The following is a 26,193-nucleotide window of genomic DNA, read 5'->3' on the forward strand; positions in this document are numbered from 1 at the left end:
TGAGAACCAGCCGTACGGTTAATCGAAACCGACGACGTTTGTAGCCGGTGGCCTACGACGAAAGCGGGTGAACGGTCGTCGGGCGGATACGCATAGGAAGCAGCACGAAAGAGGGTTATCGCGATTTCTGGGCCACATCGGCTCTCGTCGCTCCTCGTGGACCGACTGGAGATCAGGGGGCGCCCGGTGGAAGAAGTTCCGTGGCCGAGAATGCGCATCGCCTTCTTTCGGTCCGGGTCTCCGCGCCACTCGTGACCGCACTTCGTTTTCGCCCTCGCGGCCACGGTTTCGAAGCCGTACTTTAAGGGCTGAAATGGCTGGCGCTCGGCCTCCGGTTCCTGGCCTGGCCGTAGAGGTCAATCGACTTTGCACATTAGAGACAAGGAGGAGATCGGGGCATCGCTCGCCGGGACCGCCGCGCTGCGGGAGAACCCGGCGCCGATCGCAAGCCCCATCGCCACGACGAAACCCACGATCATCAATAGCGCGGGTATAGTTATGCTTGACCTGTCTGCGTCCGGAACCTCGTTTGCAATCGTCGCTCGGTTTTCCTCCCCGGTGATCGACATCAACGTCCAAACCGATAAGGCGATGGCAATTCCAAAGGCAACCCATGACACCTTCAACAAACTTGTGCCAGCCTGGAACTTCTCCGCAAAGGTAATTGTCAGTCCGATCATGCCTGTTGAGAGGGTTATGATCTGCTTAGTAGTCTCCGCAGCCGATTCAGTGCCGGTCTTGGACATCCTGTTTACACCCCGCAGATCGGCCAGCATGGACAGAGCAGAGCCCTGGCGCGCTCGAAGGTTTTCTCACCGATAATTCCGGGCACGACATTGATATTCTTGCTGGTCAACGCCTCGAATATCATTCGCTCTACCAGAAAGCCGAAGGCGCTCTCCGCCTGCCGCACATACAGTTCCCGCTTGGCAGGCTTGTTCTCATCGCTGACGCGCTTGTTTATGGCCGACGCGGCATCGCCTGCCGCCGTGCGCACGTCTATCGACGCACCATCCCCAAATTGGTAGCCAAATCGCTCTGCGTGGCGAGACGCAAAATCGAAGAGACGATCCTGAATGGAGGAATCAGAAACAACGGCTGTTGTCTGCAAGGAAAGAGTCATCACAATCCCCCGGGTGGCGAGACAAGTTCTCCGCAGTGGACAGCTTATCCCAGCAGGGAGGCCACCACAACTAGGGCATGCGTCCAACACATTCATCAATTCGGCTCTTGCTCTCTGCCACCCCCGATGAGCAGCATGAGGCGTGGCGGCATGCTACGCTATCAACGGCCCGGCATCTGAAAATGTCGACGCTCCAGGATACGCCTCGCCCTCAATGATCGGCGGACAGGCGAAGACGGCTCCGGCGACGACATGGAGAACCTCGGGGCCTGCCGCCCCGCCGAAGTTCGTTCCTCCCAGCCATGTGTCTGTCTTCAGCATGAAGAACAGCCTGTCGGGGTTCTCCTGGAAGCTGACAAAGTTAAGCCCGACTTCGAACGGACGCCCGAGGGTCGGGTTCTCAAAAAATTCGTACCCCTGCCTGTAGATGCGGTGCTTCGCCATGTGATGGTTGGCGCGCTGCACGTGGCTGAGCCGTGATTTTCCGTCAACTCCATCGGGCGGTTCGAGAAACCTGGCGTTGCCAGGGTCAGCGTCGACCTCGGTGGTTCCTTGCACGGGGCACAACGGATCGGCCGTGACCATGCCGGCAGTGTCGATAGCGACCACCGGACAGCCGCTGATCTTGGTGCGGCCGACGAGAGCCTCCCGCATGTCGTTTGTTAGCGAGCGCCAGAGTCTTACGTCGACCCTGAGGCGGATGAACGCCATGTACGTGCCGCCAGCGAGCCACTTGTCCGACTTCGCAAGTCCCTGCGGTCTGGTCTCGATGACCGAGCGCCGCTCGTCACCCGACCGGAGATTGGACAGCCCGTCATGGAAGTCGAGCCAACTGCGGCGATCCTCGCGGTTGAAGCCAGTAAAGGATGCGCTGACGAGGAGCGGAGCTTTCCCCGACGCGGCATCACGCATCGACTCGAGCAGTAGCGAGGTTTCCACGACCGCCCGTGTGACGCTCAAGGGAGTGTCCCCGGTGAACTGAACACAGAACTGCTCGGTCGCCTGGTTCTGCGCTATGCCGGAATCGAACTTCAGACCGGAACCGTCGATGGCCAGTCCCCCTCCCTGCGGGTCGACGGAATTGAAGGTGTTGGGAGCCCTCAGCTTTCGGGGGACAGGGTGCTTTGATCCAGCGATTTCGAAGGCCTTCCTTCCATAGCCGAGCAGCCACTCGAAGGAACTGGCCGGAACCGCCGCCCCATCCAGGGTGGGCAGCGTTCCAACCCGAAGCTGGTTCCAGAGCGCCGCCAAGGCCAGGAGAGCCTTGTCGATCCCGGCCGCTGTCGCGTTCTGGTCAGCCCTGAGGATAGCAGTGGCGTGGCATCTCGGTGGGGTCTGGCCCTTGTCCCAGTAAATTCCACGAGGCAGTTCAGCCAATTGGCCCTCCTCGCATGCCTGTGCGGACTGACCGCGATCGGCTGTCGTATTCCTGCTTGAAGGCCTCGATCGCCCGGCACCGCGGATCCTGGGCGGTGCCGCACGCGATGGAGCCGATCGGGGTGGCCGAAATGATTTTGATATCCTGCCCGGGGATCGGTGTCGCATTTCCGACGACAACTAGAGGGCCGACTTCGATCCGCTTGGCGACCTGGTAGCCCGACAGGATCGGGGAATCAACGTCCTGGCCCAGCCTCACCTCGTCGAGGAACCCGTCCTCGTTGTCGGCTGGACCGAACTCGAGCCGCTGGGGCGTGCCCTGCGCCCCCCGGCTCCATCGCGTCCAGCTCGCCGGCACGACGCCACCCCTGAAGAACATGTCGCCGCTGCCGAAGCTGCGCATGTACATGCCCAGCGGGTTGGCAAACGCGAGCTTGCGGAACTGGGGCGCGGCCTCTGTTCCGATCATGAACGCCTGATTGTATGCTCCTTCGGCGGCCGCCGGATCCGCATTGCGGCAGAACAGATATTGCACGCCCTCCGCGGCGAAGATCTCCTCGATCCTCGCACGTCGAACTTGGCCGCCATCCCGCACCGCATATGGAAACGAGCCGAAATGCACCACGTAGATGAGGTCGTCCAGTCCGTTGATCGGGTGTGACATGAACAGGACATTGTCCGGGTTCAGAGAATTTGAGGGCGGGACGGACCTTCCATTGCCCACCATGACGCGCATGAACTCCCTGGTTCTTTGGGCCACGCTCAACTGCCCCCATTGGGGCACCGTACGGCCAAAGATGCCTTCAAAGCTCTCGGTTCCCCCGGTTATGTCGTTGATCCTTGACACAAAGTAGTCCGGCGCATGAGCGGCCATGACCTGCCACCATTCCATCAGTTCGGTCGTTGCGACAAACCGCTTGGGACGAAGCTGCCCGGCCGCGTCCGATCGCATCACCAGCCCATATTCGAGATATTCGTTGTGAAGTTCGGCGCGGCCCGCCCACCCCCAGTCGCTGAGTTCGGCCGCGATTTCCTCGTCCTGACAGTTCAATGGCTCGAGAGGGTGACCGAGCCATTTCACCGCCGACGAGATCTGCCCATTTGTGATGTTCGCCGGATCTGCAACAAGGATCGGACTCGCGGGGCGGGAGCCAATCTGATCGACGATCATTTTGTTCCACGCATCGATGACGACATCCGGAGCATCGCTGTCCGCGGAGCCGGGTGGACCATATACAGCCATTGGACCCTCTCGCCTTGTCGCATGCCGGTGGGGCGCAGGCGTGCTGCTCCTCGTTCTCTGCTCTTTTCATGGGTGGCCGGACGCATGCCCGGCCCTCAACGCAAAGGCGAACCTGTGCGCTCCGACCAGCGATATTTTGCATTGCTAAAATAAAACTATGGTTGCACAATTAGATATTTCCGCGTAAGTTGTCAACCCATCTTGATGGAGGATACCATGAACAATCGTGCTATCTTTCTCGATTTGGTCAGTATTGGTGCCATAAAATTCAATGAAGATTGGCGTCTAGCGAGTATAACTACTTATAACTACATCTCTAATGCTCTCAAGAAGAGCGAACATAACACCGATTCCGTCGGTGTCGTGTCGACTATACCCGGAATTGACGTCGGAGATGTTGTTCGGGAGCTGAGCGAAGCGGACCTAAATCGAATCAATTCAGAGTTGATTGTCACAAATTCATCGGGGGAGGAGACATCCCGGGCGCTGCTGCAGCGCGCATACGAACTCGGCGGGGCCTCGCCCCAGGTCTGCTTCGTAAGCGAGGACGCATGGCTTCGCTCGGAAGCCCACTCGGTAGGCATGTCGGTCTGCCCGCATCCGCTTCTGATCCCGTCCGACTGGCAGGAGCGCTACCGATATGTACGGATCCGTCTGCCACGCGGTGCCGGCGAGGGCGATCTGAGGACTGTCATGTCGCGGATACAGTTCCTGCCTCTGTACGTCAGCAGGGGAGCCACGATGGATGTGATCGGCATCACGACTGGAGCCGGGACGGCCTACCTCGCCAATGCTCGCATCGAAGTTGACCTTCTCGGCCCCGTCGATGCCCCTTTGCTGAGTGATCTCTATCTTCTGCGTGATGATCGCGCCAAGAAGACCGGATACCTTTCCCACGAGGGCCAGGCTTCCCGTTTCAGCGGATCGGAGGATGCAGACCGTCTCCTGCTTGCTACTCGGGATGGACTCGTCGTCGCACTCCCCGGCGGCATCTCCGTCGAAGGATACCACTTCGAGGAGGCTTACCACGGTCACAACCTGAAGCTTGCGGCCGATGCCAGCCTTATCGAACGCTTCGATCTCCAGCCGCGCGCGGCATCCTTCCTGCGGACCAGAATGGACGTGACTGGATTGGATCTGAGCAAGCGGGAGGTGGAAGTTCTCGCCTCCCTGGCAGCCGCCAACATCGAGACAGTCGTCAAGCCGCTGGCGGGACAATCGCCGCTGCTCGACGGCGGACATTTGCGCAGCCGCCACATCCACAGCGAGGACAACCCCCGCGCAGTCAGGGAAATCGCGTCCAGGCTGGCGGCCCTCGATCCCGATATCAAGATCAGGCTCCATGCGTTCACCCACGAAGGAAAGTTGCTGCACAATGTCGAGGGAGAGGTCTCTTCGAAGGAGTCGAACGAGATCGTCCTGGTGACGGCGCATCTCGATTCCACAGCGGCCTTTGATTCGGATTTTGATCCCGAGCACGGCAAGGCTCCGGGTGCGGACGACGATGCAAGCGGAGTAGCCGCGGCTCTGGCGATCGCCTCCGTCATACGCAAGCTCCGATTAATCTCCCCTCTGCGCAGGACGATCCGCTTTGTCCTCTTCAATGCCGAGGAGCACGGACTTGTCGGAAGCAAGGCCTACGCAAAGCAGCAGGCGGACAGTCTCGCGATGATCGTCGCGGTCCTCCAGATGGACATGGTCGGCTACAACGTGAAGCCACCGCGCACCTGGGAGGTTCACGCAGGATATTGGCCGGATCCGGAAGTTCAGCGGCGCTCCCTGTCGGTTGCGAAGACCGTGAAGAGCTTGACCCGCTCGGTATCTCCTGACCTCGAGGAGCCGCAGATCCATTCCAGCAATGAAGACATGCTCGATGAAGCCGAAGGGCGGAGCGACCACGCATCCTTCCACGAAAGGGGATACGCGGCCTGTGTGGCGTCGGAGGACTTCTTCCCCATGGCCACACCGGAAAATCCGAACCCCGACTCGGAAGGGAACCCTGCGTACCATCGCGGGAAAGACACGTTCATAGACCCGGAATACGCCGCCGACATCGCGCGCGTAATCGCAGCCACAGCATGGATCCTGGCGAGACAGGAAGCCATCGGCCTTTCAGCCTCGCACAAGCACAACCGGGGGAAAGCCCAAAAGGAGGGTTAAGATGTGCGTTCATGGCCATAACTGCTTTGCATGCTACATGCCGCCACAGGTCATCGACAGGTTGGTCAAATCGGGGGACAAGGACCTTGTCGACTTGGCCATTAAAACCATGAAGCTCGGCGAGAGTGCTCGGACGAAGCGCGCGGATATGTCGCCGGCTGTCAACACCAGTTTCCGGTCAAAGACTGGCGGCAAGTACCGCCTCGTCTACGACATGGAAGAGCGCGAATTCCCTCTTCCTGGGAGGATCGTGCGCGAGGAGGGTGGCCCTAGCTCTAAGGATGATGCCGTCAACGAGGCCTATGACCATACCGGCACGACATATGACTGCTACAAGGAGGTCTTCAATCGCAACTCACTTGATGACAACGGAATGCGACTGATCTCCAGCGTCCATTTCGCCCGCGGGCTGCAGAACGCCTTCTGGAACGGCACCCAGATGGCCTACGGAGATGGCGACGGCCAAATCTTCACCCGCTTCACCAAATCACTCGACGTCGTCGCACACGAACTGACACACGGCGTCGTTACCTACACCGCGAACCTACAGTACCAGGGCGAGTCCGGTGCTCTGAACGAGAGCTTCGCCGACGTGATGAGCGCAGTCGTCACACAGTGGAGCAACAAGGTGTCCGTGACGCAGGCGGACTGGCTGATGGGGGACGAACTGCTCGGGCCGCGGCTGAAGAAGGAAGCCAAGGGGCAAGGGGTCACGCTCAGGGCTTTCAGGGTTTTCGATAAAGGCAAGGCATACGAGAACCACCCAACTCTAGGCGACGACATTCAGCCAAAGCATATGCGGGACAAGTACGAGGGTGACGACGACTATGGCGGAGTGCACATCAACTCCGGAATTCCGAACCACGCGTTCTATCTCGCCGCGATGGCTATCGGCGGCAATAGCTGGGAAGTGACGGGAAAGATCTGGTACGAAACTCTGCACAAGCTGCATGCGACCAGCAATTTCGAGGACTGCGCTCAGACGTGCGTGATGGTCGCACAGAAGCACGGAAAAAAGGTCGCTGAAGCCGTGGCGGATGCTTGGCGGGACGTCGGCCTGCTCAAGGAGGCGATAGCCTGACGATGAAGATCAAACTGAGCGAAAGCCCGAACATGCTTGGCATCCGGATGGGTGCCGAGCTCGATCTGTCTACGCTCGATGAGAACGAGGCCGAGATAGTTCGAAAGCTCGTTGAGCCGACAGATTCGATGCGCTCACCCGCGCCCGCGGCCAAGTCGGCAGTCGGTGCGGATGTACGGACGGTGGTCATCGCCGTCGATGACGACGGGAAGTGCACAGAAATCAACTTTCCCGAGACGCAAGTGCCGCCTGAGGTGGCACCACTGCTCGAGTATCTCAGGAAACAGGCCAAGGTGGTGAAACCGAAAAAGTAGATATAGGGGGCGAGCATGCACGTAGGACGCGACAACACCACCCCGGGATACGCCCGTGCGGCCGCTGGACTGCGGACAGCGGTCGCACCGTCCATGTCAGGCAGCGGCACGCGCGCCCTGGAAGCGTGGTTTCTAGGGCCGAAGGCCGAGAATGCGGAGCTTTTCGAGAAGCTCATAGCCGACGCCATCCGCGACCAGGCGCACTGGCGGAGAAACTTTCATCCGGACGATCCGACCCACATAACCGAGGAAATCAAGCGGTCGCCAGCATATCTCGAGGCGGTAGGATCGCTGAAGGACAACCATCAGTCCCTCCTTGCCTTCCTCAAGAAGTCGGTGCCGTTCTTTAGCATGCGGTACCAGGGACACATGAACTGGGAGCTCACTCTGCCCGCCATGCTGGGCTACTTCTCAGCAATGCTCTACAATCCCAACAACGTGGCGTTCGAGGGATCGACCGCAACCACGATCCTGGAGCTGCTGGTCGGGGACGACATCTGCCGCATGCTCGGATACGAGCTTTCCAACCCAGCCGTGCCCCGCCCATGGGGGCACATAACCTGCGACGGAACGGTCGCCAACATCGAGGCCGTCTGGGCGGCCAGAAACGTCAAGCTCTACCCCCTTGGAGTACAGGCGGCACTCCGCGCCAGCCTGTCCGAAGCGGCCAGCATCGAGGTCCCCACCTACCAAGGATCCCGACGGCTCGTCGAACTCGACAGTTGGGATGTCCTCAACCTTCGTGCTGACGACGTGCTGGCTTTGCCGGCACGACTCCAGCAGGCCATGCCCGAAGCGGATGTTGGCAAGGCCATCTCCGAATTCAGTGTCCAGACATTAGGCTTGGCGGAGTTTCATCGCCGATTCCTCCCGGATCTTCCAAGTCCGGTGGTGTTCGTGCCCGGCACCAAGCATTACTCATTCCCGAAGGCGGCGGCCCTACTAGGGATCGGCGCCACTAATCTGCTGGATGTTCCGGTGGACCTCGAAGCGCGGCTGGACATCGACGAGCTTCGGAAGATGCTCGTGAAATGCCTGAAAGTGAGGCAGGCAGTCTACACGGTTGTATGTGTCATCGGCAGCACAGAAGAAAGCGCGGTCGACCCAGTGGACAAGGTACTGGAACTCCGCGAGGAGATGCGGAGCCAAGGCCTTGATTTCGTGGTGCACGCCGACAGTGCGTGGGGCGGCTATCATGCCTCAGTCGACCGCGACGATTTTGACATGCCGACGCGGCTCGGCTTCGTTCCGCCGCCTCCGGCGATGACGCTCGGCACGTATGTCACCAGACAGTTCCGGGAACTCGGCAAGGTCGATTCCATCACTGTCGATCCGCACAAGTCCGGTTACATTCCCTATCCAGCGGGCGCGCTCTGCTACCGGAACTCCGCCATGCGCGACCTCGTGAGCTTTTCCGCGCCAGTCGTGTTCCATGGCGACGCCGAGCCTACTGTCGGCATCTACGGCGTGGAGGGATCGAAGCCGGGAGCGGCCGTGGCGGCCGTCTACCTCAGCCACAAGGTCATCAGGCCTTCCAAGAGTGGCTATGGCAAGATAATCGGCCAGGCGCTGTTCAGTTGCCGCAAGCTCTATGCGCGCCTCCTTTGCATGGCGAAGGAAAGCGATCCCTTCGTAGTGGTCCCGCTCAACACCCTGCCCAAGATCAAAGGGATGTCAAAGCACGACTTGCAACGGCTGCTTGGCGAAGTGGATTCGAAGACCGGACAGGAGATCGAGGCCGACCGCCAGCTTCTGGACTTCATGTCGGAAATTGGACCCGACCAGAACATCCTTGCTTATGCCTTCAATTTGAAGAATGCCGACGGAACAGTGAACACCAGCCTGGATCTGTGCAACAGGTTCAATAAGTCGCTTTACGAACGACTTAGCATCGATCCCGGCCATGACATCTACGGATATGACCTGATCGTCAGCACAACGGACCTCGACGCCGACCAGTACGGCGAGCGCTTCATCGATGACTACAAGAGGCGGATAGGCGTCGGAGGATCTGAGGACAGGCGGATCACCGTCCTCCGCTCGGTCGTGATGAATCCATGGCTGACGGACACGCCGCAGGGTTCGTTCATCGATGTCCTGGAGCATGAGTTCCGCAAGGCGCTCACGGAAGAAGTCGGCAAGATCAGGGGAAGCTTCACGAGGGGGGTCTAGCATGGGCCGCAGGTTATGCATCTACTTCTCCTGGAGCCGCCCGCGGGAGTTAAAGGCACCCCTGCATTTGCTCGACAACCGATACCCGAATCTCTTCGAGTTCCGGCGCGCCATTTGGCCCTTCTACGAGCACGCGTCGGATCCAAAGGAATACAAACAGGACATCTCTGGATTCCTGGACCACGTAATCCTTTCCGACTTCGCGGCATTCGAGGAGGTCGTCCATTCCCAGACAGGCAATCGCGTCTCTCTGCTGCAGAGGGAAGGGGACACGCCGCCGGTGCAGCAACTCGATGACACGCTGCTCGCCGACGTCGATACGCTGATCGTGGTGAGCCTGGACCATTTCAGGACAAACCAGGTCGCAAGCCCAGGAGAGGTGGAGTGCATACGTTCGTTTTTGATGCGAGAGAACGCCTGCCTCATCGTGTGCCCTCATCACGACGTGGGGGAGGTGGAAACGATCGAGGATCGTGAGGTTCAACACCGACACCACGGGGACATTTTGGTGCCCGGGCAACAAAGGATCGGCGGATTTGCACGGTCGCTGCTGGATCAGCTCGGTTTTCCGATCGAGAACAGGTGGGGTCTCAGTCCCGGGAGGGATGTCGCAGGCGAGCCTGCCCAGCTCCTCTTCGACAATAATGCCGTGACGGCGAGCGGCATTCTTTCTGGGGTGCAGACATTCAACCTGCATCCGCATCTGCCCCATCTTTGGGTTCCGCCGAGTTTAAATTCGAAAGTTGCCGTGCTTGCCCGCCAGCCGATTAACACCGTGGCCACCCGACACCCGTACGTCGATGACGGCCACCGTGACTTCAACGCATTCCTGCACATCAAACCGGGCGACGAACGCGCCGGACATATCTTCGTATGCGATGCGACGCTTTGGAGTTCCGTGTTCGGCGGCGTGAAGAGTCTCCGGCAGCTATGGGCGAACGTGGCGAATTTCTGAAGCCGATACGGCCGCGGAAGGAAGAAAGGAAGGTGTGACGTCGAAGGGTGGTCGATGGAGATGCCTCTGAAGCCGGATCGCACCATTGGAACCGACCGACTGGAAGGAACCACCCTAAGGGCCCAAACATCTGTGGGAGACTTCAATGAGTGAAGAAACCGACCTCGAATATACCAAGCAGGTTCTTTTTGTTCTGAAGCCCGAGCTCCAGGCGCTCGATGACGAAACCATTGATAAGGTCGCCAAAGGAGAACCGGTTGAAATCCCAACAAGCGAGTTTGAAGTCAACGTCGATTTTCAGGATTTCGTAGCGTACGCGCAGGCCTTGCTGCCGTTAATCGCCGCCGCACTCGCAATCATCAAATCCTCATACGATTTGTGGGTAACGAAGAGACAAGAGGAAGCGGCGAACGATCTCTATAACCGACTTATAGCTGAGAACGTAAATGTATTCGAAGGTCTGAAAGAAGACACCGTCAAAACCGCCATCAGGACAACCCTTTACACGGTGATGAAGGATCGTCAGCGTGAATAGGATCGCGAGGGGAGTGCTCTATTTCACAGGGGCTACCTTCGCCAAGGGCATGCTGAATCCATCAGCATTTGTTATCGGGTTGGCACTTTTTCTGAGCAATCCGCCACATCTCGTGGCCCAGTGTGTCTTCTTCGCCCTCCTCAACTCGCAGCTCATTTGGGCAGCGACTTTGCAAAAGCGCGATGCCGCGGCACTCTCACACTTGCGTTCTGTACTTAAGAGCGGTGGCAAGGTGCAGCGATTTACATTTTCGGACTATTTTCCAGGTGCCGACTGCCCCTTCGAGTACGACATTCTTCACATCGAAAAATACAAAACCTATGCTGCGATCCAACACGGCAACTACAAATCATTCATAATCATTCCCTTTCTGCCAGCTCAAGCGAGTAGTTTTCGCCTTTTCTGGCTTCTTCATGAATGCGGTCACATAGGAACTGCCAACAGACAGCGGGGACTCTATCTTGAGGTAAGCAGATTCCTCGCAATGGGCATCTTCTTACCAGCCGCAATTGCGCTCGGTTATGGCTCTCCATGGTACACAACAATCGTCACGATTGTTGGTGGGGTGCTCTCCGGACCGCCTCATAGCCCAGGCCTCTTGAACGCAGAGATGGAAGCTGACTACAACGCGATATTACTCGCCCAAATGGATCCCATCGCGCAACGAAAGATTCTTGACTGGCCCGGTTTAACCCCTCCTCCAGATAGGAAAATGTCACCGGGGTTCAACAAGATTCGAGCTGATAGTTTCGATGGCATACTCCAAGCTGCTCGCTCCAACACCACCATCCCACCTGAAAAGCATTTTGCCCCGGTTATGCGTCTATACGCCATTACCAGTGTCCCGCTACTCGTCTTTGTTATGTCCTTGAGTGTCTTTCAATATTTCCGCGATCCGATTGATATCCATAGCGCAATTAGAATACTTGCGCTCGGCATTCCATGTTTTGGACTGTTGCTCATTGTGGCCTGGTACTACAAGAGATCGCTGTTGAAGGAGATACGATCAATTGTTGACGTGTCAGGCGGGATCCATCGACGGCCCGACCCTAAAGGTTCCATCGCGTCGGCCTGAATAGGCTAACCAAGGTCCGTCAGGACGGCGAGAACGTCCGGGTGGGCCTCGAAGTCCTTGATTTCAACGGAGACAAGGATTCGGCTGTCCTCTTTGAGGCCTTCCAGACCATCCCAGAAGCCCAAAGGACTCGGTGAGGGCCACATGCTGGCCACGATCCAAACCTGAGAGTGGTCCGGCATCCGACCGGCGTTTCGGCGGCCGCAAGTCTTCCCGATCTCGAATCTCTGCGCGGGTCGCCGCCGGTCAACAGGGGCACGGACCTTGAGCCGCGTGAACAGCGCCTGGCGTCAACTGACGGCTCAGCCATCCGCAACGCAGGAGTCAGCCGGCAAATAGTCGTGCGAATCGAGAATGGCGAGAACAACGTCCTTGTCGATGCGATCAGAAGGTGCGCCGCGCCCTTGAGCAGAAAGGGGCGACTTTCACAGACGCGACACCCCAGCACGGTCCAGGCGTTGCTCTCGCGAGGTCGATCAGAGAGCCGGACACCCTAATGGAACCCTCGTTATCTCCCCAGTCGAAGGCTCGACCGTGACGAGAAGAACACGGTTTATCCAAATTTCCTTAAATATAAGTGGTTTCCCTGAAAAAGGGTGAGTATTTAAGGTTGTGGCTAGTTGACTTGAACTGCAGCAATGGCAATTTCGAGCTTGGGGACTGTTCATTCGATCGGGTTCTGCGTGTCTTGAGCGCAGTTGGGGCAATAGCATTCAATGTCGGTTCTGTTGCGGACAATTTCGGCCTTTCCGACAGGTCGGACGACGAACGAGCTTTTTGCGTTGCTCGACGTCGATTTCGACCCGCGCAGGCGGACCGAAATCTATGCGGAGCTCTCAGCCCTTGCCTCATCAGGCAAGGTCAGCAAGGGGCGCGACGGGCGATGGCGCCCCATCGGGAACGATAAAAAACAAGGTGTTAAGCCACCGCCTGTGTCGGGGATCGACACGTCGGTAGCTGAGGAACAGTTGCTACGTCCCGTGCACGCTACTTTTCGAAGTGCGAGTGCGAAAGGCAATGATGTCGAGGCGACGGAGCAACCTGTCTCTTTCGACCCAAATGCGCTGCTGCGCTATTATCGATCTGCCCTGAGATCTGACCCGCGGGGGGCGATTTCCCAAGTCGAAGACCGCCATGGCGTGCAGTGGCAATTGTTCACGGGACTGGGTCCGTTGACGCCCGATGACGGCCAGGTCCTCACGATTTCGATTCTTCTCGAAGACTTGCCGGACGAGTTTCGAAAAGCGCTCGTTAAGCGCGAAGCCAACGAGCAAACCCTGGCAGTTGGTTGGCCGATAGCAGTTGGCAAGAAGCAAGGAACGCCCGTCGTTTGGCCCGTCGGGCTGATCAGTGCCGAGTGGACACGAAGCGTAACGCATCTTGAAGTATCGATCGATACGGACGACATTGTTGCAAACCCAGATTGGATCAAGGGCACTGCTCGAAGCGCGAACTGGAAAGAGGCTGGCCTTAGTGAGGTGTTTACCCAAGCCGAGGGCTTGGGTTTTCGGTGCGACGATTTTCTATCCCGTTTGAAAGAGGCCGTTGCGGGAGCGTTCCGGGGAACAATCTCTGGGCAACAGATGCGGATCGAGCTCGATCCCAACATCGTTGGCATCTATGATATCGCCGCTCTCTTCCTGCCGACGGACACGACCTTCACCGCAGGCGCTGTGCGCGACCTGGACACGATTGCGGCATGGTCGCAAAACAGGCTGGCTTCGACAGCGCTCGCGCCTATCCTTGGATTGGAGGCGCCCGCGCCTGTCAGGGCTACTCCGGTCATCAACACCGGCGATCTGAACAAGGAGCAAATCGATGCCGTTCGGCATTCTCTCGCGGCGCCCCTTACGGTCGTAACAGGTCCGCCTGGCACAGGAAAAAGTCAGGCAATCGTGTCAATTGCCGCATCGGTTCTCGCCGACGGGGGCAGCGTGCTGGTCGCATCAAAGAACCATCAGGCGCTCGATGCTGTCGAGAGCCGACTTGGCGGAATCGCACCCCAATCTCCGTTCCTAGTCAGGACACTGGATCCTTCCCGAGAGATAGATCAATCATTCGATGACGTCCTTGGGCAGTTAATCGGCGAACCAAGCAAAGGTGCTGCCGACCCCGATCGCGTCGTCCGGTCAAAGCTTTCAACTCTTGCTCAAAACCGGACCCGTGTCCTTGATCAAATCGACGAGCAGTCGCGGCTTCACAGTGCAATCGCAGAGCTGTTGGAACGGATCGAGGTTCAGGAAGGCATCGTTGCTGAACCGGAGTCGTTGATCGAAGTTGCGAGGCAAGGAAACTTCCTGAGCCGCCTGGTCGCCGCTTTTTTTCGCGCCATTGGACTTCGAGAGAAAGAGCGCACAAACGGGGCGTTCGGAGACAAGGGCAGACTTGCCGCGTTGAAGTTGCGGTTGGAGCAGCTTCGATCTGAATTGGCCCAAATCGAGGTCAGAAGCGATCCAGTGGCAATCACTCTCGAAATCGGTGAGCTCGCTCGGGAGCTATTGCCGACGGTGCTTGCTTCAAAAGTCAACCTCTCTGAGGTTGACCGGCGTCGCCTGGGCGAAGAACTCGCCAACCTCGAACTTGCCCAAAGCTCCGGCCCATTGCCTCCGTCGCTCGCTGTTGACGTGGTCGGCCATCGTCCACTCTGGCTGGTTTCAGTGCTAGGCGCGGCACGACGGGTTCCTCTCACCGAAAGCCTGTTCGATCTTGCGATTTTCGACGAGGCCAGCCAGTGCGATATCGCATCTGCTCTTCCGATATTCGCTCGTGCCAAACGCGCCGTCGTCGTCGGAGATAACAGACAACTGTCCTTCATCAGCCAATTGGGGATCGCGCACGACCGAAACCTGATGCAGGCCCAAGACTTGCCGATATCGAAAATGGGTCGTTTCGCTCAGAGCCGCCGGTCGCTCTTCGATTTGGCGGACCTTACCCCGGGCGCGGCAAAGGTCATGCTTCGAGATCAATACCGCTCCGCCGCCGATATCGTTGGCTACATTAATGAGCACTTCTACGGTGGTCAGCTCCGTGTCGCAGGCGACCAGGACAAATTGAAGGTGCCGCGGGGGTCGAAGCCAGGTATCGCGTGGAATGACGTTCCATCACCGACAGCTCCGATGGTCGGAAATGTAAACGGTGCCGAGGTCGTGGCGATCACAAAACACCTTCGATTGCTTCTTGAGGAGCAGTCGTATGCCGGATCGATTGGCGTGATCGCTCCATTCAGACCCCAAGTCTATGCTCTCGAACAAGCGATCCACGCAGAACTACGACAGGAGCTCCGTGAAAAGGCGGAGCTTCGTGTTGGGACTGTTGACAGCTTCCAAGGCCAGGAAAGGGACCTGATTCTTTTCTCACCTTGCTTGGGACATTCGAGCGCCACAAGCGCGATCACTTTCCTACAAAAGGATTGGCGCCGCCTCAATGTTGCAATCAGCCGAGCGAGAGCAGTGGCTCATGTATTTGGCGATCTGACGTATGCGAGGTCTGGCAAGGTTCGGAGCCTGCAGAGACTGGCCGCAGCGGCAACGGAACCGAAAGGTCGTGTCGGCGAGGGTACCTTTGACAGCAATTGGGAACGGATCGTTGACGCTGCGCTGAGGAAACGCGGTCTCAACCCAATACCCCAGTTCGAAGTTGCAGGGCGTCGCCTTGATTTCGCGCTCTTCGGAAGCGGTGACACCAAACTCGACCTAGAGGTCGATGGTCGCCATTGGCACGCGGACACCGATGGCAAAAGAAAGCTCGCCGATCATTGGCGCGACCATCAATTGAAGTCGTTGGGCTGGAAGGTCCAGCGCTTTTGGGTGGATGAACTAGAAAGAGACCTGGAGAAATGCATTGAGCGCGTCGCAGAACAACTTTCGTAAATCGCGGCGGTTTAGCTACATCGCTTTGACTCTCGCGCTGCTCTCGGCGGCTGCGATAGGTGTCATGCTGGTCCAGGTCGACGCTTTGGAGCGTCAGTATGGTACCGTGAAATCCGATATCCAGCGCTTCAACAACGAACGCGCAGAGGCCGTTGGCCGAAGAGATGCTATCCTCTCGGAAATTTCCCAGCACAGCGTCGAAGCCGATGGCGCTCGCAAAACCATTGCTGACCTGACTGCCGAACGAGATCGCCTGGGTGCAGAGATCAAACAGCAGACCACAACGCTATCCGACGGCGCAGATAGGCTGCGGGCGAGCCAAGAACAAGCAAAGGCGGCTGCCGATACAATCGCTGACGCGGCGCAAGCCGAGAAATCTCTTGCGAAGCTGCGGTCGCAAATCGCCGAGCTTGAGAAGAAGATAGCTGCCAACCAGTCCAAGGTTGATCAAGCGAACGAAGACGTCGCGCAGGCAGAGGACAAGAAGCGTACCGCCGATGAAGCGCTGACATCTATCGAAAAGACCCGTCGCGATAGAGAAGCTGAGATCGTCCGGTTGAACGGCCAGATCGAAGACCTCGATGGCAAGCAACGCGAAGTCGCGGATCTGGAAGCACGTCAGACCGTGTTGGCGTCCCAGATCACAAAAATGACGAAGGACCTGGCTGACAAACAACGCGCGTCGCAGGATTTGGACGCCGATATCGCCAAGCTGCAAGATCAGGCAGCGAAGGCAAAGGTTTCTGCCGCTAGAATTGACGCTGAAGTTATCCGGCAGGACAACAGCCGCGGCGACCTTGCTAAGGAAGTCAGCGCACTGGAGGCCAAGAAGGCGTCTCTCACTGGAGATTTGGCAAGTTTGGCTTCTGCGGCTGACCGCATCCGAGCAGACGTGGCGTTGGTCGAAGGCAAAAGTAAAGCCGCCCAGGACGCCGTCGCGGAAGCGGAAAAAGCGTTGCCCGTCCTGAAAGCCCAACTGAGTGATGTGCAGTCGGAGATCGCAGCCGCCTCGACCGAGCGCGATGCGGTAAAGGCGGAGCTCGCCGATATACGTGCCGCAAAGGCAAAGATCAGTATCGATAAAGCGGATGCTGATCGAGCGGCTTCTGAGAAGACAGTATTGGAAAAGGTTGTCGCTGAACTCACGGGCCGCCATGCGGAATTGGCAAAGGAGCTTGAACTCAGGCAGAGCGACCTCAATTCGATCAGAGCTGAACTTGCCGATCTGCACGGTCGAAAGGGTGCACTCGTCCAGGAAATTGCGACCTTGTCCGGCGCTAAGAAGGCTGAGCCTGCTAAAGCAATTCCCGATCAGCCGACGTCCGATAGCGAGCCAAACGTGGCCCAGCCCGATAAGCCGTAATTAGAAAGCCTCGATATGCTAACCGGAAACATCTTGATCCTCCTTTTCGCTGCGTTGGCCGTTCTTGCTCTGATCGGCGTACAGACCGGCTTTGCGGTTCTTCACGATCGTGCAGTGACCGCGGCGGGCCCTATGCGATCCTTAGAGTCGTTAGAGACGGCGCTTGCCGACAAGCGTATGGCGCTAAGCGACATCGAAAATGAGTTGGGAGAGCGGCGAAAGGCTCTCGCGAACATTGCCGATGTGCAGGCGGACTATGATGCCACCAAGCGCCAGCTCGATGAGTTAAACGCGGAGTGGCTTCAGAAAGACGAGCGGCGGGATGAAATCCGGGCGCTGCGAGAGGAAATGGAAGCCGAGATCATCCAAAAGCAAGCGATCGATGCTGAGCTTGCCTCCGCTCGGGCTGATCTCGATGCCGTGCACGACCGCCTTGCCTCCGCCGAACGCCTGTTTGCTCTGAACGACGAGATGAAGCGAGAGCAGGCCGCGCTTGAGGCCAAGATTGCCGAGATGCGATCAGAAGCGATGGAACTCAGCGAAGCCCAAGAGCGCGTTCAACGCCTTGAAGCGCTCTCCCACGAGATGGGCCGCGACCTCGCGCGGACCGAAGGCCGTCAACAGGCGGCGACAGTGGAGCTTGCTCAGGTTCAGGAAAATCTCGCTTCCGAACGCCAGGCAATAGCGGTTGCGCACTCTGAGTTTACACAGGCGGCGGCGAAAATCGCTGCCGCCGAGGAGCGGTTACGCTCGGTTGAGAGCGCGATCACGACCCTGGAAGAGCGCCGTTCGTCGCTCATGGCGCAGGTCGCGCGGATGGAAGACGATGTCGCCGAGACAGGAGGCAAGGATGCACCTAGCCGCGAGGAAGCCGTCGCCGAACGTCTGAAGGAGCTTACCACCCTGCCGCCGGTGCTTGCACACATGCGAAGCTGGAAAGATCGCTCTCCCGAGAACGAGGCTGACGCAATACAGCGCGTACTGCAGCGGTTGGATCAGAGCGGGCTACACTACGATCGTCGGATCGTTTACGGCTTCCACACAGCCATGAAAACCAATGACACGACCCAGATGGCGGTCCTTGCTGGCATCTCGGGTACAGGTAAGAGCCAGCTCCCACGACAGTATGCAGCCGGTATGGGCATTGGGTTCTTGCAGGTCCCGGTCCAGCCTCGTTGGGACAGCCCCCAGGATCTGATGGGCTTCTACAATTATATTGAGAAGCGATATCGTCCGACTGACATGGCGCGAGCGCTATACCACCTCGATGTTCTCAATAATGCAAAGAGCGAGTTCGAGGATCAGATGATGATGATCCTACTTGACGAGATGAACCTCGCTCGCGTCGAGTATTATTTCTCGGACTTCCTGAGCCGTCTTGAAAGCCGCCCGCCCATGAGCCGCGTGGCCGACAAATCGTTGAGGAAGGACGCGGAGATTGAGCTTGAGATTCCAATGCCGCGGGGCATGGACGCTCCGCGCATCTTCCCAGGGTACAATTTGCTGTTCGCGGGAACGATGAATGAGGACGAAAGCACACAGTCTCTCTCCGACAAAGTGGTCGATCGTGCCAATGTTCTGCGTTTTTCAGCCCCGACGACGATCCGTACATCGTCGCAGAAGGGTACAATCGCTGAATCCGAGGCCTTGTCAGCCGCTCGTTGGCGCTCTTGGGTGCGCCCTATATCCGCCGTTGAAAACGAGCGTCTGGTTACCGAGAGCGTCGACCGTATGGTGGGCTTGATGAAAGGGTTCAAACGGCCGTTCGGCCACCGTCTCGGTCGGGCAATTATGGCTTACGTCGCCAACTACTCCTCCTTCGAACGCGCACAAGACTTCCGTGTGCCACTCGCCGATCAGGTCGAGATGCGTCTGTTGCCGAAGCTGCGGGGAATTGAAGTCGAGGATGGAAACGATCATGCCTTCTCCGAACTCATGAGCTTCGTAGGTGATACCTTGCAAGACGATCACTTGGCGAAGGCGGTCGAGGAATCAATCCGTTCGGCGAAAGAAGGCTCTGGACAGTTCGTGTGGAATGGGGTCTCGCGTTAATGCTCCATCTCGGTAGGCCGTGGGACCGCAGAGCTATTGCCGACGCCAGATTCGGCCCGAATGATTGCCTGGTCAGCGAGGTTCGCGGCGAGGCACCCAAGAACGGCGGTCACTCACGGCTCATGGCGGCCAAGCTGCACGATGGATCGATCGAGCTTATCCTTCATCCATATCCTAAGAGCGTGAATGCTCAGCGCCCAGACCGGATTGGATTTCCGATCCGTCCTCGTGGCATAAAGGAGCATGAGACGCCTGAAGAGGTGCGGGCGAGGGAACTTCTCCGCCGAATGAATGAAGTTCTCGCGAGAGTGCAAGAACTTGGAGAGGCGCTTGAAGATCCACTACACGTTTGGCCACGGCTGCGAGAAGCGTGGGAGCGTGCCGAAAACGAAGAAGATCCGCGAATGGCCGAGATTGTGCGCCAAGCGCAGGATGTTCTTCATCGCCTGAAAGCCTTAGAGCCAAGGATCAGACGCGTTCTCCGTCGAACTCGCGAGCTGACTTCGCTGGATCGCGTTCAGGAAATGGACCGGGCGTCCATGCGCTGGCTGGTTCGCCAGCCTGGACGGACCATCGCGGAGAGGGCTGGCTCAAGCCAACGCATCTTGGCAACCGTTCGACGGGAAAACTTCGACACCCCGGAGAACAGGGTACTTCACTCCTATGCCAAGCTGGCATTCCAGGTCGCCCGTGAATGGATGCAGGAACATCCGCGAGCCAAGACCAGCCGCCGCTATGCGCAGGTTGAACACTTCGGGCGGTTCTGTAAGACCTTTGCCCAGATGCTCGCTGACCTTGAGGTCAGCACCGCAGATGCCGGTGTGGTTCCGAACTACGTCCTCATGCAGGACCCCAGTTACAACGCAATTTATGAAGCGTGGCGCCGTCTCCTAGAGGAAGACAAGGTCCTTGATGACCTGTGGGCGTGGCAAGCTGAAACTTGGACGGACTTTTCGGTTCTTGCTGTTGTGCTTGCGTTGAGCGAATTGGAAGAAGCAGAGCTCGTCGCTCAGTCGCCTATTGTTTGGCGTTCCGAAGCTTCCCTTGGTAGGTGGTTTGAACAGGATCGTCCTATCGCCGTCTTTTGGCTGAAAAATACTGGCCGCATAGTGGAAGTGCAGTCTCGACCGGAGGCGCCGGGTCGGTTGCTGGCCTTGACGCGTGCGCATGTCTCGCTGCGAATATCCGACATAAACAAGGGAGGTCTGCCCCGACGGGTGGCGGTGTGGACCCCTCACGCGATGGCAAGACTGGATCTCAATGATGCGGTCAAGCTAGCGAACGAGCGCTTGGGCGAGATTCAATCCTTCAGCCAGACTGAGGTCTTGCGTAACGGTCTGATCCTTACGCCATCGCACGGGATATTCGAATCCTGCTTGGCAAACGGCGGCAGAACGCGGGTTGACGGGATAGCGCTTGAGGCTTCCGGCGAGGGATTGCGGAAAGGATTGGATGCGATCCGCACGTTCGCCCGCAGCGAAATCTACGCGAATACTCCATGAAAAAGCTCTGCGGCTACGATCTTAATGGATGGCGGGACACTGCGGCCAGGAACTGGGTCATTCTTCCTGATGGCGATGAAAAGGAGGTCCCCTTAGCGATCGTCGAGGGCGGGGTTTTCGGCGTCGTGGTGGAGACTGGAGCAAAAGCTGAAGGAGGTTTGGTCGGCGGTGCGCAGGCCGCTATTGCTCCTCATGGTCTTGGCACAGGGTGGGGAACGATCGGAGCGTCCGAAAAGCGCTTCAGCGTCGCCGAATTGTTGACCGGAGATCCGGCCGTTGTGCATTTGACGGCTGCCTTGAAGGGAATGTCATCCTTTGCGGGATTTGGCGTCGCCAGCCTGGATGACCACTCCGACACAAGCGAAGTGCTTCAAGAGCGTCTTCTTACAGCCTTGCGAAAGGCGAAGATTGCGACGCCGCTTCTTGTTTGGCGTTCGGTGCTGGCGACCCTCTTCGCCATCGAGGACGGGACCCTCACAGAGGATCAAACCGTAGGTGTGATTTCGCACGTTTCTGACGGGCTTACAGTTCAGCGGCTGCGCATCCGGCGAGAGCGAAGCCACGGCGATACCGTGTTGGCACCTGAACGAAAATCGGTTGGAAAGCTTATAAGATCGGACTGGGGCTATCGGAGCTTGGCCAAGCAGGCGAAGGAAGCTGTGATCGCTGCGTCTTCCAGCGATCGGACAGATCATCTAAACTGGGCACGTGCCAACGGCCGGCTTGCACTTGGTATTCCTGCGGAACCCGAAGTTGTTCGGCGAAGCAATGGTGATTGGGAGATTTTGAAGCCGCCGGTTTCAATGGATATCAGTCGTATATCCGACCTGCCGAGCCTCAGCGCAGAGATCGCCGGCTGCGATGTTCTCCTCCTGGAAACGCTTTCTCACGGAGCCGTTAGACGGGCGCTACATTCAGCGGTCACCAAGAGCGTTGGTCGAGATATCCATATGCTCACCGAGAACTCCGTGGCTGAGGGAGCGTTGTACGCTGCGCAGCGACTTAGCAAGCGCGATCCCGTCTATTTCGATTTTCTCCCGCAGATATCGACGATCGTGCAACGTCGCGGCGCTGCAGAGAATTTTGATCTCGTCGATTCAGAGGAAACCCTTCCTGCAGGCGAGGTATACAGAAGTCCAAAGCCTGCTCGCTTGGCAATCCAAGCTGGGCAGGATCGGTTTTCGATTTTCCTTAAAAAGGAGATGGCCGAACTTCCACGCAAAGCCCAGGTGATTATTGGCGTCAAAGTCGATAAAACCATTCCCGTGGAGCTCTGGGTTGAGCAGAGCCCGGCTTCCGGCCGCGCTAAAATACTTGTCCAATCGCAGAAGCTAGGCCACCAATTCCATGTGGATTGGGATGGTGCAAGCGAACTCAATCAACAATGGGACGAGTTGCTCGAAGGCTTCAAAAAGCCAGCGCCGACGATACCTGGCCGCCTGGTGCTCGCGTGCGGCATCGACGCTTGGAACGACAGCCCGCGGGGGGACGGGTTGTTTACACTACTGGAAAAGAACGTGGATCGTGCCGTCGTCGATTGGACCGCGCTGGCAAACCGGCTTTCCGCTCGACCAGGAGGGAAGTATGCGATTTCGAGCGACGGGGCGATCCCGTCTGAGGTCGACGCCGGGTCCATTTCGCGGCTTGATAGACTCGTCGAGCGAGCACTTGACGAGGTTCGCCATGGGCTGAAGGGCGGAGGAACCGGCACCCAATCCTTCCGCTTTCTGACGTGGCAATTTCGCCGGTGCCCCGCCGAGGTGTCGGGCTGGTTGCTTGACGCATGGGATAAGGAGGTTCGTGGACATCCCATCCTCACTCAGGGCGCCCATTGGAAACTCGCCTACCAGGGCCTTGGCCGTGTAGCCAGCAACCAAAACATCGAGCTCCAAGCCATTCACAAAGTCCTGGGGAAGACAATCGATGTATGGAAGTGGCAGAAGGAAACCGCTGCAATGGCGTTCCTTCTGTCTCGATCTGAGACGGCCCCGCGGCTGCTGACTAGAAAAGATGTTGAGCGGATAGCCAAACGCGTCCTCAGGGAGTTCGAGGAAAACCTTGGTTCAACCTACACTAGGTTCCAATATGCGCCCATGCTCTTGGTCGGACTTCTGCGTTGGCGTGTTGTCGAGCCGTTTGCGCTCGTGGAAGGTCAAGACCCTATAGCTGACAAGTTGGCCAGGAGTGTCGAAAAGACGATTCGTGACCTTCGGCACAAGGATCGCGCGAGACCGCAGGCAAAATACGTCCGCATCCTTGAGCAGGTTCTGGACGAGCTGCGTGGTGAAGGGTCCAACCCGGAGCTTTTGCTTGACATCTATAGCGGTTCCGAAAGTGGGGATGTGGACGAATAGCCTGTGTGGGAAGTTACGACCGAAATTGTCCATGTGCTGGAGCGAGGATGACGACATTCCTTTTGAAACTGAACTGCGAGCTGCACGTTGGAGGTGCTGAGCCGCGCCCTACGAAAGCCTCGCAGTGGGAGAAAATCCGACTTACATTCCCAAATCCATCACGCATGGCAGGTGGTGCAGGGCAGCCTGTCCAGAATGGTGACACCCTGATTGTTTGGGCTCATGAGGATCCGGGCTGCGGGTTTCACAAAGTACGGGACAAGGATTTCAGTAAGTCGCGGACACCGATTTCAGTAAGTACGGGACAGCGATTTCACTAAGTCGCGGACAGGCATNTGCGGGTTTCACAAAGTACGGGACAAGGATTTCAGTAAGTCGCGGACACCGATTTCAGTAAGTACGGGACAGCGATTTCACTAAGTCGCGGACAGGCATAGCGGCGGATTTAGATCGATTTTCGTAAGCGCCGATCTGGCACTTTGCCCTCGTGTTTTGAGCGAGGACATGATGCCCAGACGGAAGCAAGCGAGACATACCGACGTGAAGGACATCCGATCGATCCTGCGGCTGACGTTCGAGCAGGGATTGTCGATACGCGCCGTTTCTGAACGGCTGAAGATGAGCAAGACGTCGGTTTCGACGTATCTGCTGCGGGCGCGGGAAGCCGGGCTTGCGGTCTGGCCCCTTCCACCAGGCCTGGACGAGGACGATGTTCTCGAGCAACGACTATTCCGCCGAATGGGGCGACCTCCGCGCGATAGCGATGAGCCGAATTGGCCGAAGGTTGCGCGTGAACTGAAGCGCAAAGGCGTGACGCTCAATCTGTTATGGCAGGAATATCGTGAGGCCCATCCGGATGGCTATGGCTATACGTGGTTTTGCTGCCGGTTTGCCGATCACGAAAGCCGAGCCAAGCCCACCTATCGCAGCCGTCACGTTGGTGGCGTGGCGATGGAATGCGACTATGCCGGCCATACGATCCCGATCATCGATCCCTCTACCGGCGAGATCCGCGAAGCGCAGATCTATGTGGCGGTGCTAAGCGCGTCACAACTGACGTTCTCTTATGCCAGCTTCAGCCAAAAGCTGCCGGATTGGATCGAAGCGAACCAACGGGCCTTCAGTTACTTCGGTGGCGTGACGAAGACCACGATCTGCGACAACCTCAAGTCTGCGGTGGCCAAGGCTCTTTGGTTCGAGCCGACGTTGAATGCGACATTTGCAGCCTTCGCCGATCATTACGATACGACAATATTGCCGGCACGCCCGAGGCGTCCTCGAGATAAGCCCTCCGCCGAAGGGTCGGTTTTAATCGTCGAGAGGTGGGTTCTGGCCAGACTTCGAAACGACCGTTTCTTCAGCCTTGTCGATCTCAATATCCGCATCAGCGCTTTGATCGAGGACCTCAACACCCGAACGATGCGGCGATATGGCAAATCTCGGCGCGCTTTGTTCGATGAAGTCGAGCGCTCCCAGCTCAAGCCGCTGCCTTCAACGCCGTTTGAGTATGCGGAATGGAAGGTCGCCAAGGTCCATCCCGATTACCATGTCGACGTCGACAAGACGTTCTATTCCGTGCCGCACGGTCTCATCGGAAGACGGGTCGATATCAGGTTGACGTATCGGGCAGTCGAGATCTTCTTTGACCACAAGCGTGTCGCCAGCCACATCCGAAGCTCGCAGCGCTCGGGCCACATTACCGTCAATGAACATATGCCCAAGGCTCACCAGCGCTACGCAAACACGACACCCCACACATTGCGCAAGGAAGCAGCGAAAGTCGGGACCAATACGGCGACCTTTATCGAACGTCTGTTATGCGATCGCCCACACCCCGAGCAGGGCTACCGATCCGCTCAAGGCGTTCTCTCCCTGGCGCGCCGTTACGAATCCGATCGGCTGGAGCTGGCTTGCGAGCGGGCGCTGGTCATCAACGCGCTCAGCTATTCGTCTGTCGCCAACATTCTCAGATCTGGTCTCGATCAGGCTCCGGCCATGAGCGAGGCTGTGAAGCCGGCGCCGCCGCACGGCAATATCCGCGGCAAAACCTACTACCAATGAAGAGGACATCAGATGCTGACACATCCAACACTGGATCAGATGAATGCGCTTGGTCTTGCCGGGATGGCGACCGCCTATCGCGAGCTTATCGAGCAGGCTCATGGAAACGACCTTAGCTTCGACGAACGGTTGGGGTTGATGCTCGACCGAGAGATCGCCGTGAGAACAGACCGACGGCTGACAAACAGGCTCGCTACAGCAAAGCTTCGTTTTGCCAATGCCTCGATCGAAGACATCGATTTTGGATCTCACCGCGGTCTTGATCGCCGGAACGTCCTATCTCTGGCGCAAGGTGCATGGCTGAAGGCAAACGAGAATCTGATCCTAACCGGCCAAACAGGCRCCGGAAAGACGTGGATTGCTTGCGCCTTCGCACGACAGGCGGCCCGCCTCGACTACTCAGTCCTCTACGTTCGTATGCCGCGGCTGTTTGAGGATCTCGCACTTGCCAGACTCGATGGACGCTTTCCGCGCCTCGTCGACAAGCTTGCGCGCGTTCACTTGCTGGTGCTGGATGACTGGGGAACCCACACCTTGAACGATCGACAGCGCCTCGATCTGCTAGAAATCTTCGAGGAACGATATCGGCGGAAATCGACCCTGATCACGGCTCAGCTTCCCGTGGCGGCCTGGCACGAAATGATCGGAGAGGCCACTTTAGCTGATGCGATTTTGGACCGTATTGTTCACAACGCTCACCGCATAACGCTCGAAGGCGACAGCATGCGGAAACGAAAAACGCCGACGCTCTTGACCGGCGGCGAAATAACCGAAATCAATCACCCGTAACAGCAACCAGGCAACCGGAATTCGATCGCACCCGTTGTCCGCGACTTAGAGAAACGCTTGTCCGCGACTTGCTGAAATGACTGTCCCGATCTAGCGAAATCCGCAATCCGGGCTTCAGCACCAGGATGGTGATGGTCGTCCAGACGACGGCGATCGTGCCCCAGATCT

18 protein-coding genes and 1 pseudogene are annotated in these 26,193 nt (G+C 57.9%); 14 read left to right on the forward strand and 5 right to left on the reverse strand.

The window, feature by feature from the left end; genetic code table 11:
• Window positions 1-356: 356 nt before the first annotated feature.
• The 4 genes from ASD63_RS06785 to ASD63_RS35405 all read right to left on the reverse strand — a co-directional run bounded on the left by ASD63_RS06785 (window position 357) and on the right by ASD63_RS35405 (window position 3,743).
• Window positions 357-746 carry a hypothetical protein gene (locus tag ASD63_RS06785; protein WP_156624116.1) on the reverse strand — a complete coding sequence of 130 codons (390 nt, stop codon included), beginning with the start codon at window positions 744-746 and terminating at the stop codon, window positions 357-359.
• 5 nt (window positions 747-751) lie between these two features.
• A complete protein-coding gene (locus ASD63_RS06790; RefSeq protein WP_060528901.1) occupies window positions 752-1,123 on the reverse strand; it encodes a hypothetical protein in 372 nt (123 codons plus the stop codon).
• A gap of 153 nt (window positions 1,124-1,276) precedes the next feature.
• The gene (locus ASD63_RS06795) at window positions 1,277-2,500 is read right to left on the reverse strand and encodes a Dyp-type peroxidase domain-containing protein (RefSeq protein ID WP_060528902.1); all 1,224 of its coding nucleotides are present in this window, start codon (window positions 2,498-2,500) and stop codon (window positions 1,277-1,279) included.
• Complete coding sequence (locus ASD63_RS35405) at window positions 2,493-3,743, reverse strand: hypothetical protein (RefSeq protein ID WP_060528903.1); 1,251 nt, start codon at window positions 3,741-3,743, stop codon at window positions 2,493-2,495. The genes ASD63_RS06795 and ASD63_RS35405 overlap by 8 nt, the downstream gene beginning before the upstream one ends.
• Before the next feature lie 216 nt (window positions 3,744-3,959).
• On the opposite strand from ASD63_RS35405, the gene ASD63_RS06805 reads away from it, so the two are divergent.
• The 14 genes from ASD63_RS06805 to istB all read left to right on the forward strand — a co-directional run bounded on the left by ASD63_RS06805 (window position 3,960) and on the right by istB (window position 26,025).
• Complete coding sequence (locus tag ASD63_RS06805; RefSeq protein WP_060528904.1) at window positions 3,960-5,903, forward strand: M28 family metallopeptidase; 1,944 nt, start codon at window positions 3,960-3,962, stop codon at window positions 5,901-5,903.
• Window position 5,904: 1 nt separating this feature from the next.
• Window positions 5,905-6,984 (forward strand): M4 family metallopeptidase, encoded by a 1,080-nt coding sequence (locus ASD63_RS06810; protein WP_060528905.1) that lies wholly within the window; start codon window positions 5,905-5,907, stop codon window positions 6,982-6,984.
• Between the two features lie 2 nt (window positions 6,985-6,986).
• Window positions 6,987-7,298, forward strand: a complete 312-nt coding sequence (locus tag ASD63_RS06815; protein WP_060528906.1) for a protealysin inhibitor emfourin — start codon at window positions 6,987-6,989, stop codon at window positions 7,296-7,298.
• Between the two features lie 15 nt (window positions 7,299-7,313).
• Complete coding sequence (locus tag ASD63_RS06820) at window positions 7,314-9,470, forward strand: pyridoxal-dependent decarboxylase (protein ID WP_200953444.1); 2,157 nt, start codon at window positions 7,314-7,316, stop codon at window positions 9,468-9,470.
• 1 nt (window position 9,471) lies between these two features.
• Complete coding sequence (locus ASD63_RS06825) at window positions 9,472-10,425, forward strand: hypothetical protein (RefSeq protein ID WP_060528907.1); 954 nt, start codon at window positions 9,472-9,474, stop codon at window positions 10,423-10,425.
• Between the two features lie 145 nt (window positions 10,426-10,570).
• Window positions 10,571-10,960, forward strand: a complete 390-nt coding sequence (locus ASD63_RS06830; protein ID WP_060528908.1) for a hypothetical protein — start codon at window positions 10,571-10,573, stop codon at window positions 10,958-10,960.
• 13 nt (window positions 10,961-10,973) lie between these two features.
• Window positions 10,974-12,035 (forward strand): hypothetical protein, encoded by a 1,062-nt coding sequence (locus tag ASD63_RS06835; RefSeq protein WP_156624118.1) that lies wholly within the window; start codon window positions 10,974-10,976, stop codon window positions 12,033-12,035.
• 716 nt (window positions 12,036-12,751) lie between these two features.
• The gene (locus ASD63_RS06840) at window positions 12,752-15,904 is read left to right on the forward strand and encodes an AAA domain-containing protein (RefSeq protein ID WP_060528910.1); all 3,153 of its coding nucleotides are present in this window, start codon (window positions 12,752-12,754) and stop codon (window positions 15,902-15,904) included.
• Window positions 15,876-17,267, forward strand: a complete 1,392-nt coding sequence (locus ASD63_RS06845; protein WP_060528911.1) for a hypothetical protein — start codon at window positions 15,876-15,878, stop codon at window positions 17,265-17,267. The genes ASD63_RS06840 and ASD63_RS06845 overlap by 29 nt, the downstream gene beginning before the upstream one ends.
• 33 nt (window positions 17,268-17,300) lie before the next feature.
• Window positions 17,301-19,319 (forward strand): hypothetical protein, encoded by a 2,019-nt coding sequence (locus ASD63_RS06850; protein WP_060528917.1) that lies wholly within the window; start codon window positions 17,301-17,303, stop codon window positions 19,317-19,319.
• 122 nt (window positions 19,320-19,441) lie between these two features.
• Window positions 19,442-20,821, forward strand: coding sequence for a DUF2357 domain-containing protein (locus tag ASD63_RS06855; RefSeq protein WP_244497220.1), 1,380 nt, complete (start codon window positions 19,442-19,444; stop codon window positions 20,819-20,821).
• Complete coding sequence (locus ASD63_RS06860) at window positions 20,818-23,175, forward strand: hypothetical protein (protein WP_060528913.1); 2,358 nt, start codon at window positions 20,818-20,820, stop codon at window positions 23,173-23,175. Before ASD63_RS06855 ends, ASD63_RS06860 begins: the two co-directional genes overlap by 4 nt.
• A 507-nt stretch (window positions 23,176-23,682) precedes the next feature.
• Complete coding sequence (gene istA, locus ASD63_RS06865; RefSeq protein WP_060528918.1) at window positions 23,683-25,236, forward strand: IS21 family transposase; 1,554 nt, start codon at window positions 23,683-23,685, stop codon at window positions 25,234-25,236.
• A 12-nt stretch (window positions 25,237-25,248) separates the two neighbouring features.
• Window positions 25,249-26,025, forward strand: coding sequence for an IS21-like element helper ATPase IstB (gene istB, locus ASD63_RS06870; protein ID WP_060528914.1), 777 nt, complete (start codon window positions 25,249-25,251; stop codon window positions 26,023-26,025).
• On the opposite strand, the pseudogene ASD63_RS35860 reads toward istB, so the two are convergent.
• A pseudogene (locus ASD63_RS35860) lies at window positions 26,012-26,193 on the reverse strand (hypothetical protein); the annotation flags it as partial. The gene istB and the pseudogene ASD63_RS35860 sit on opposite strands and share 14 nt — an antisense overlap.

This window comes from Ensifer sp. Root558, assembly GCF_001427045.1.
In the GTDB taxonomy this organism is placed as follows: Bacteria; Pseudomonadota; Alphaproteobacteria; order Rhizobiales; family Rhizobiaceae; genus Ensifer; species Ensifer adhaerens.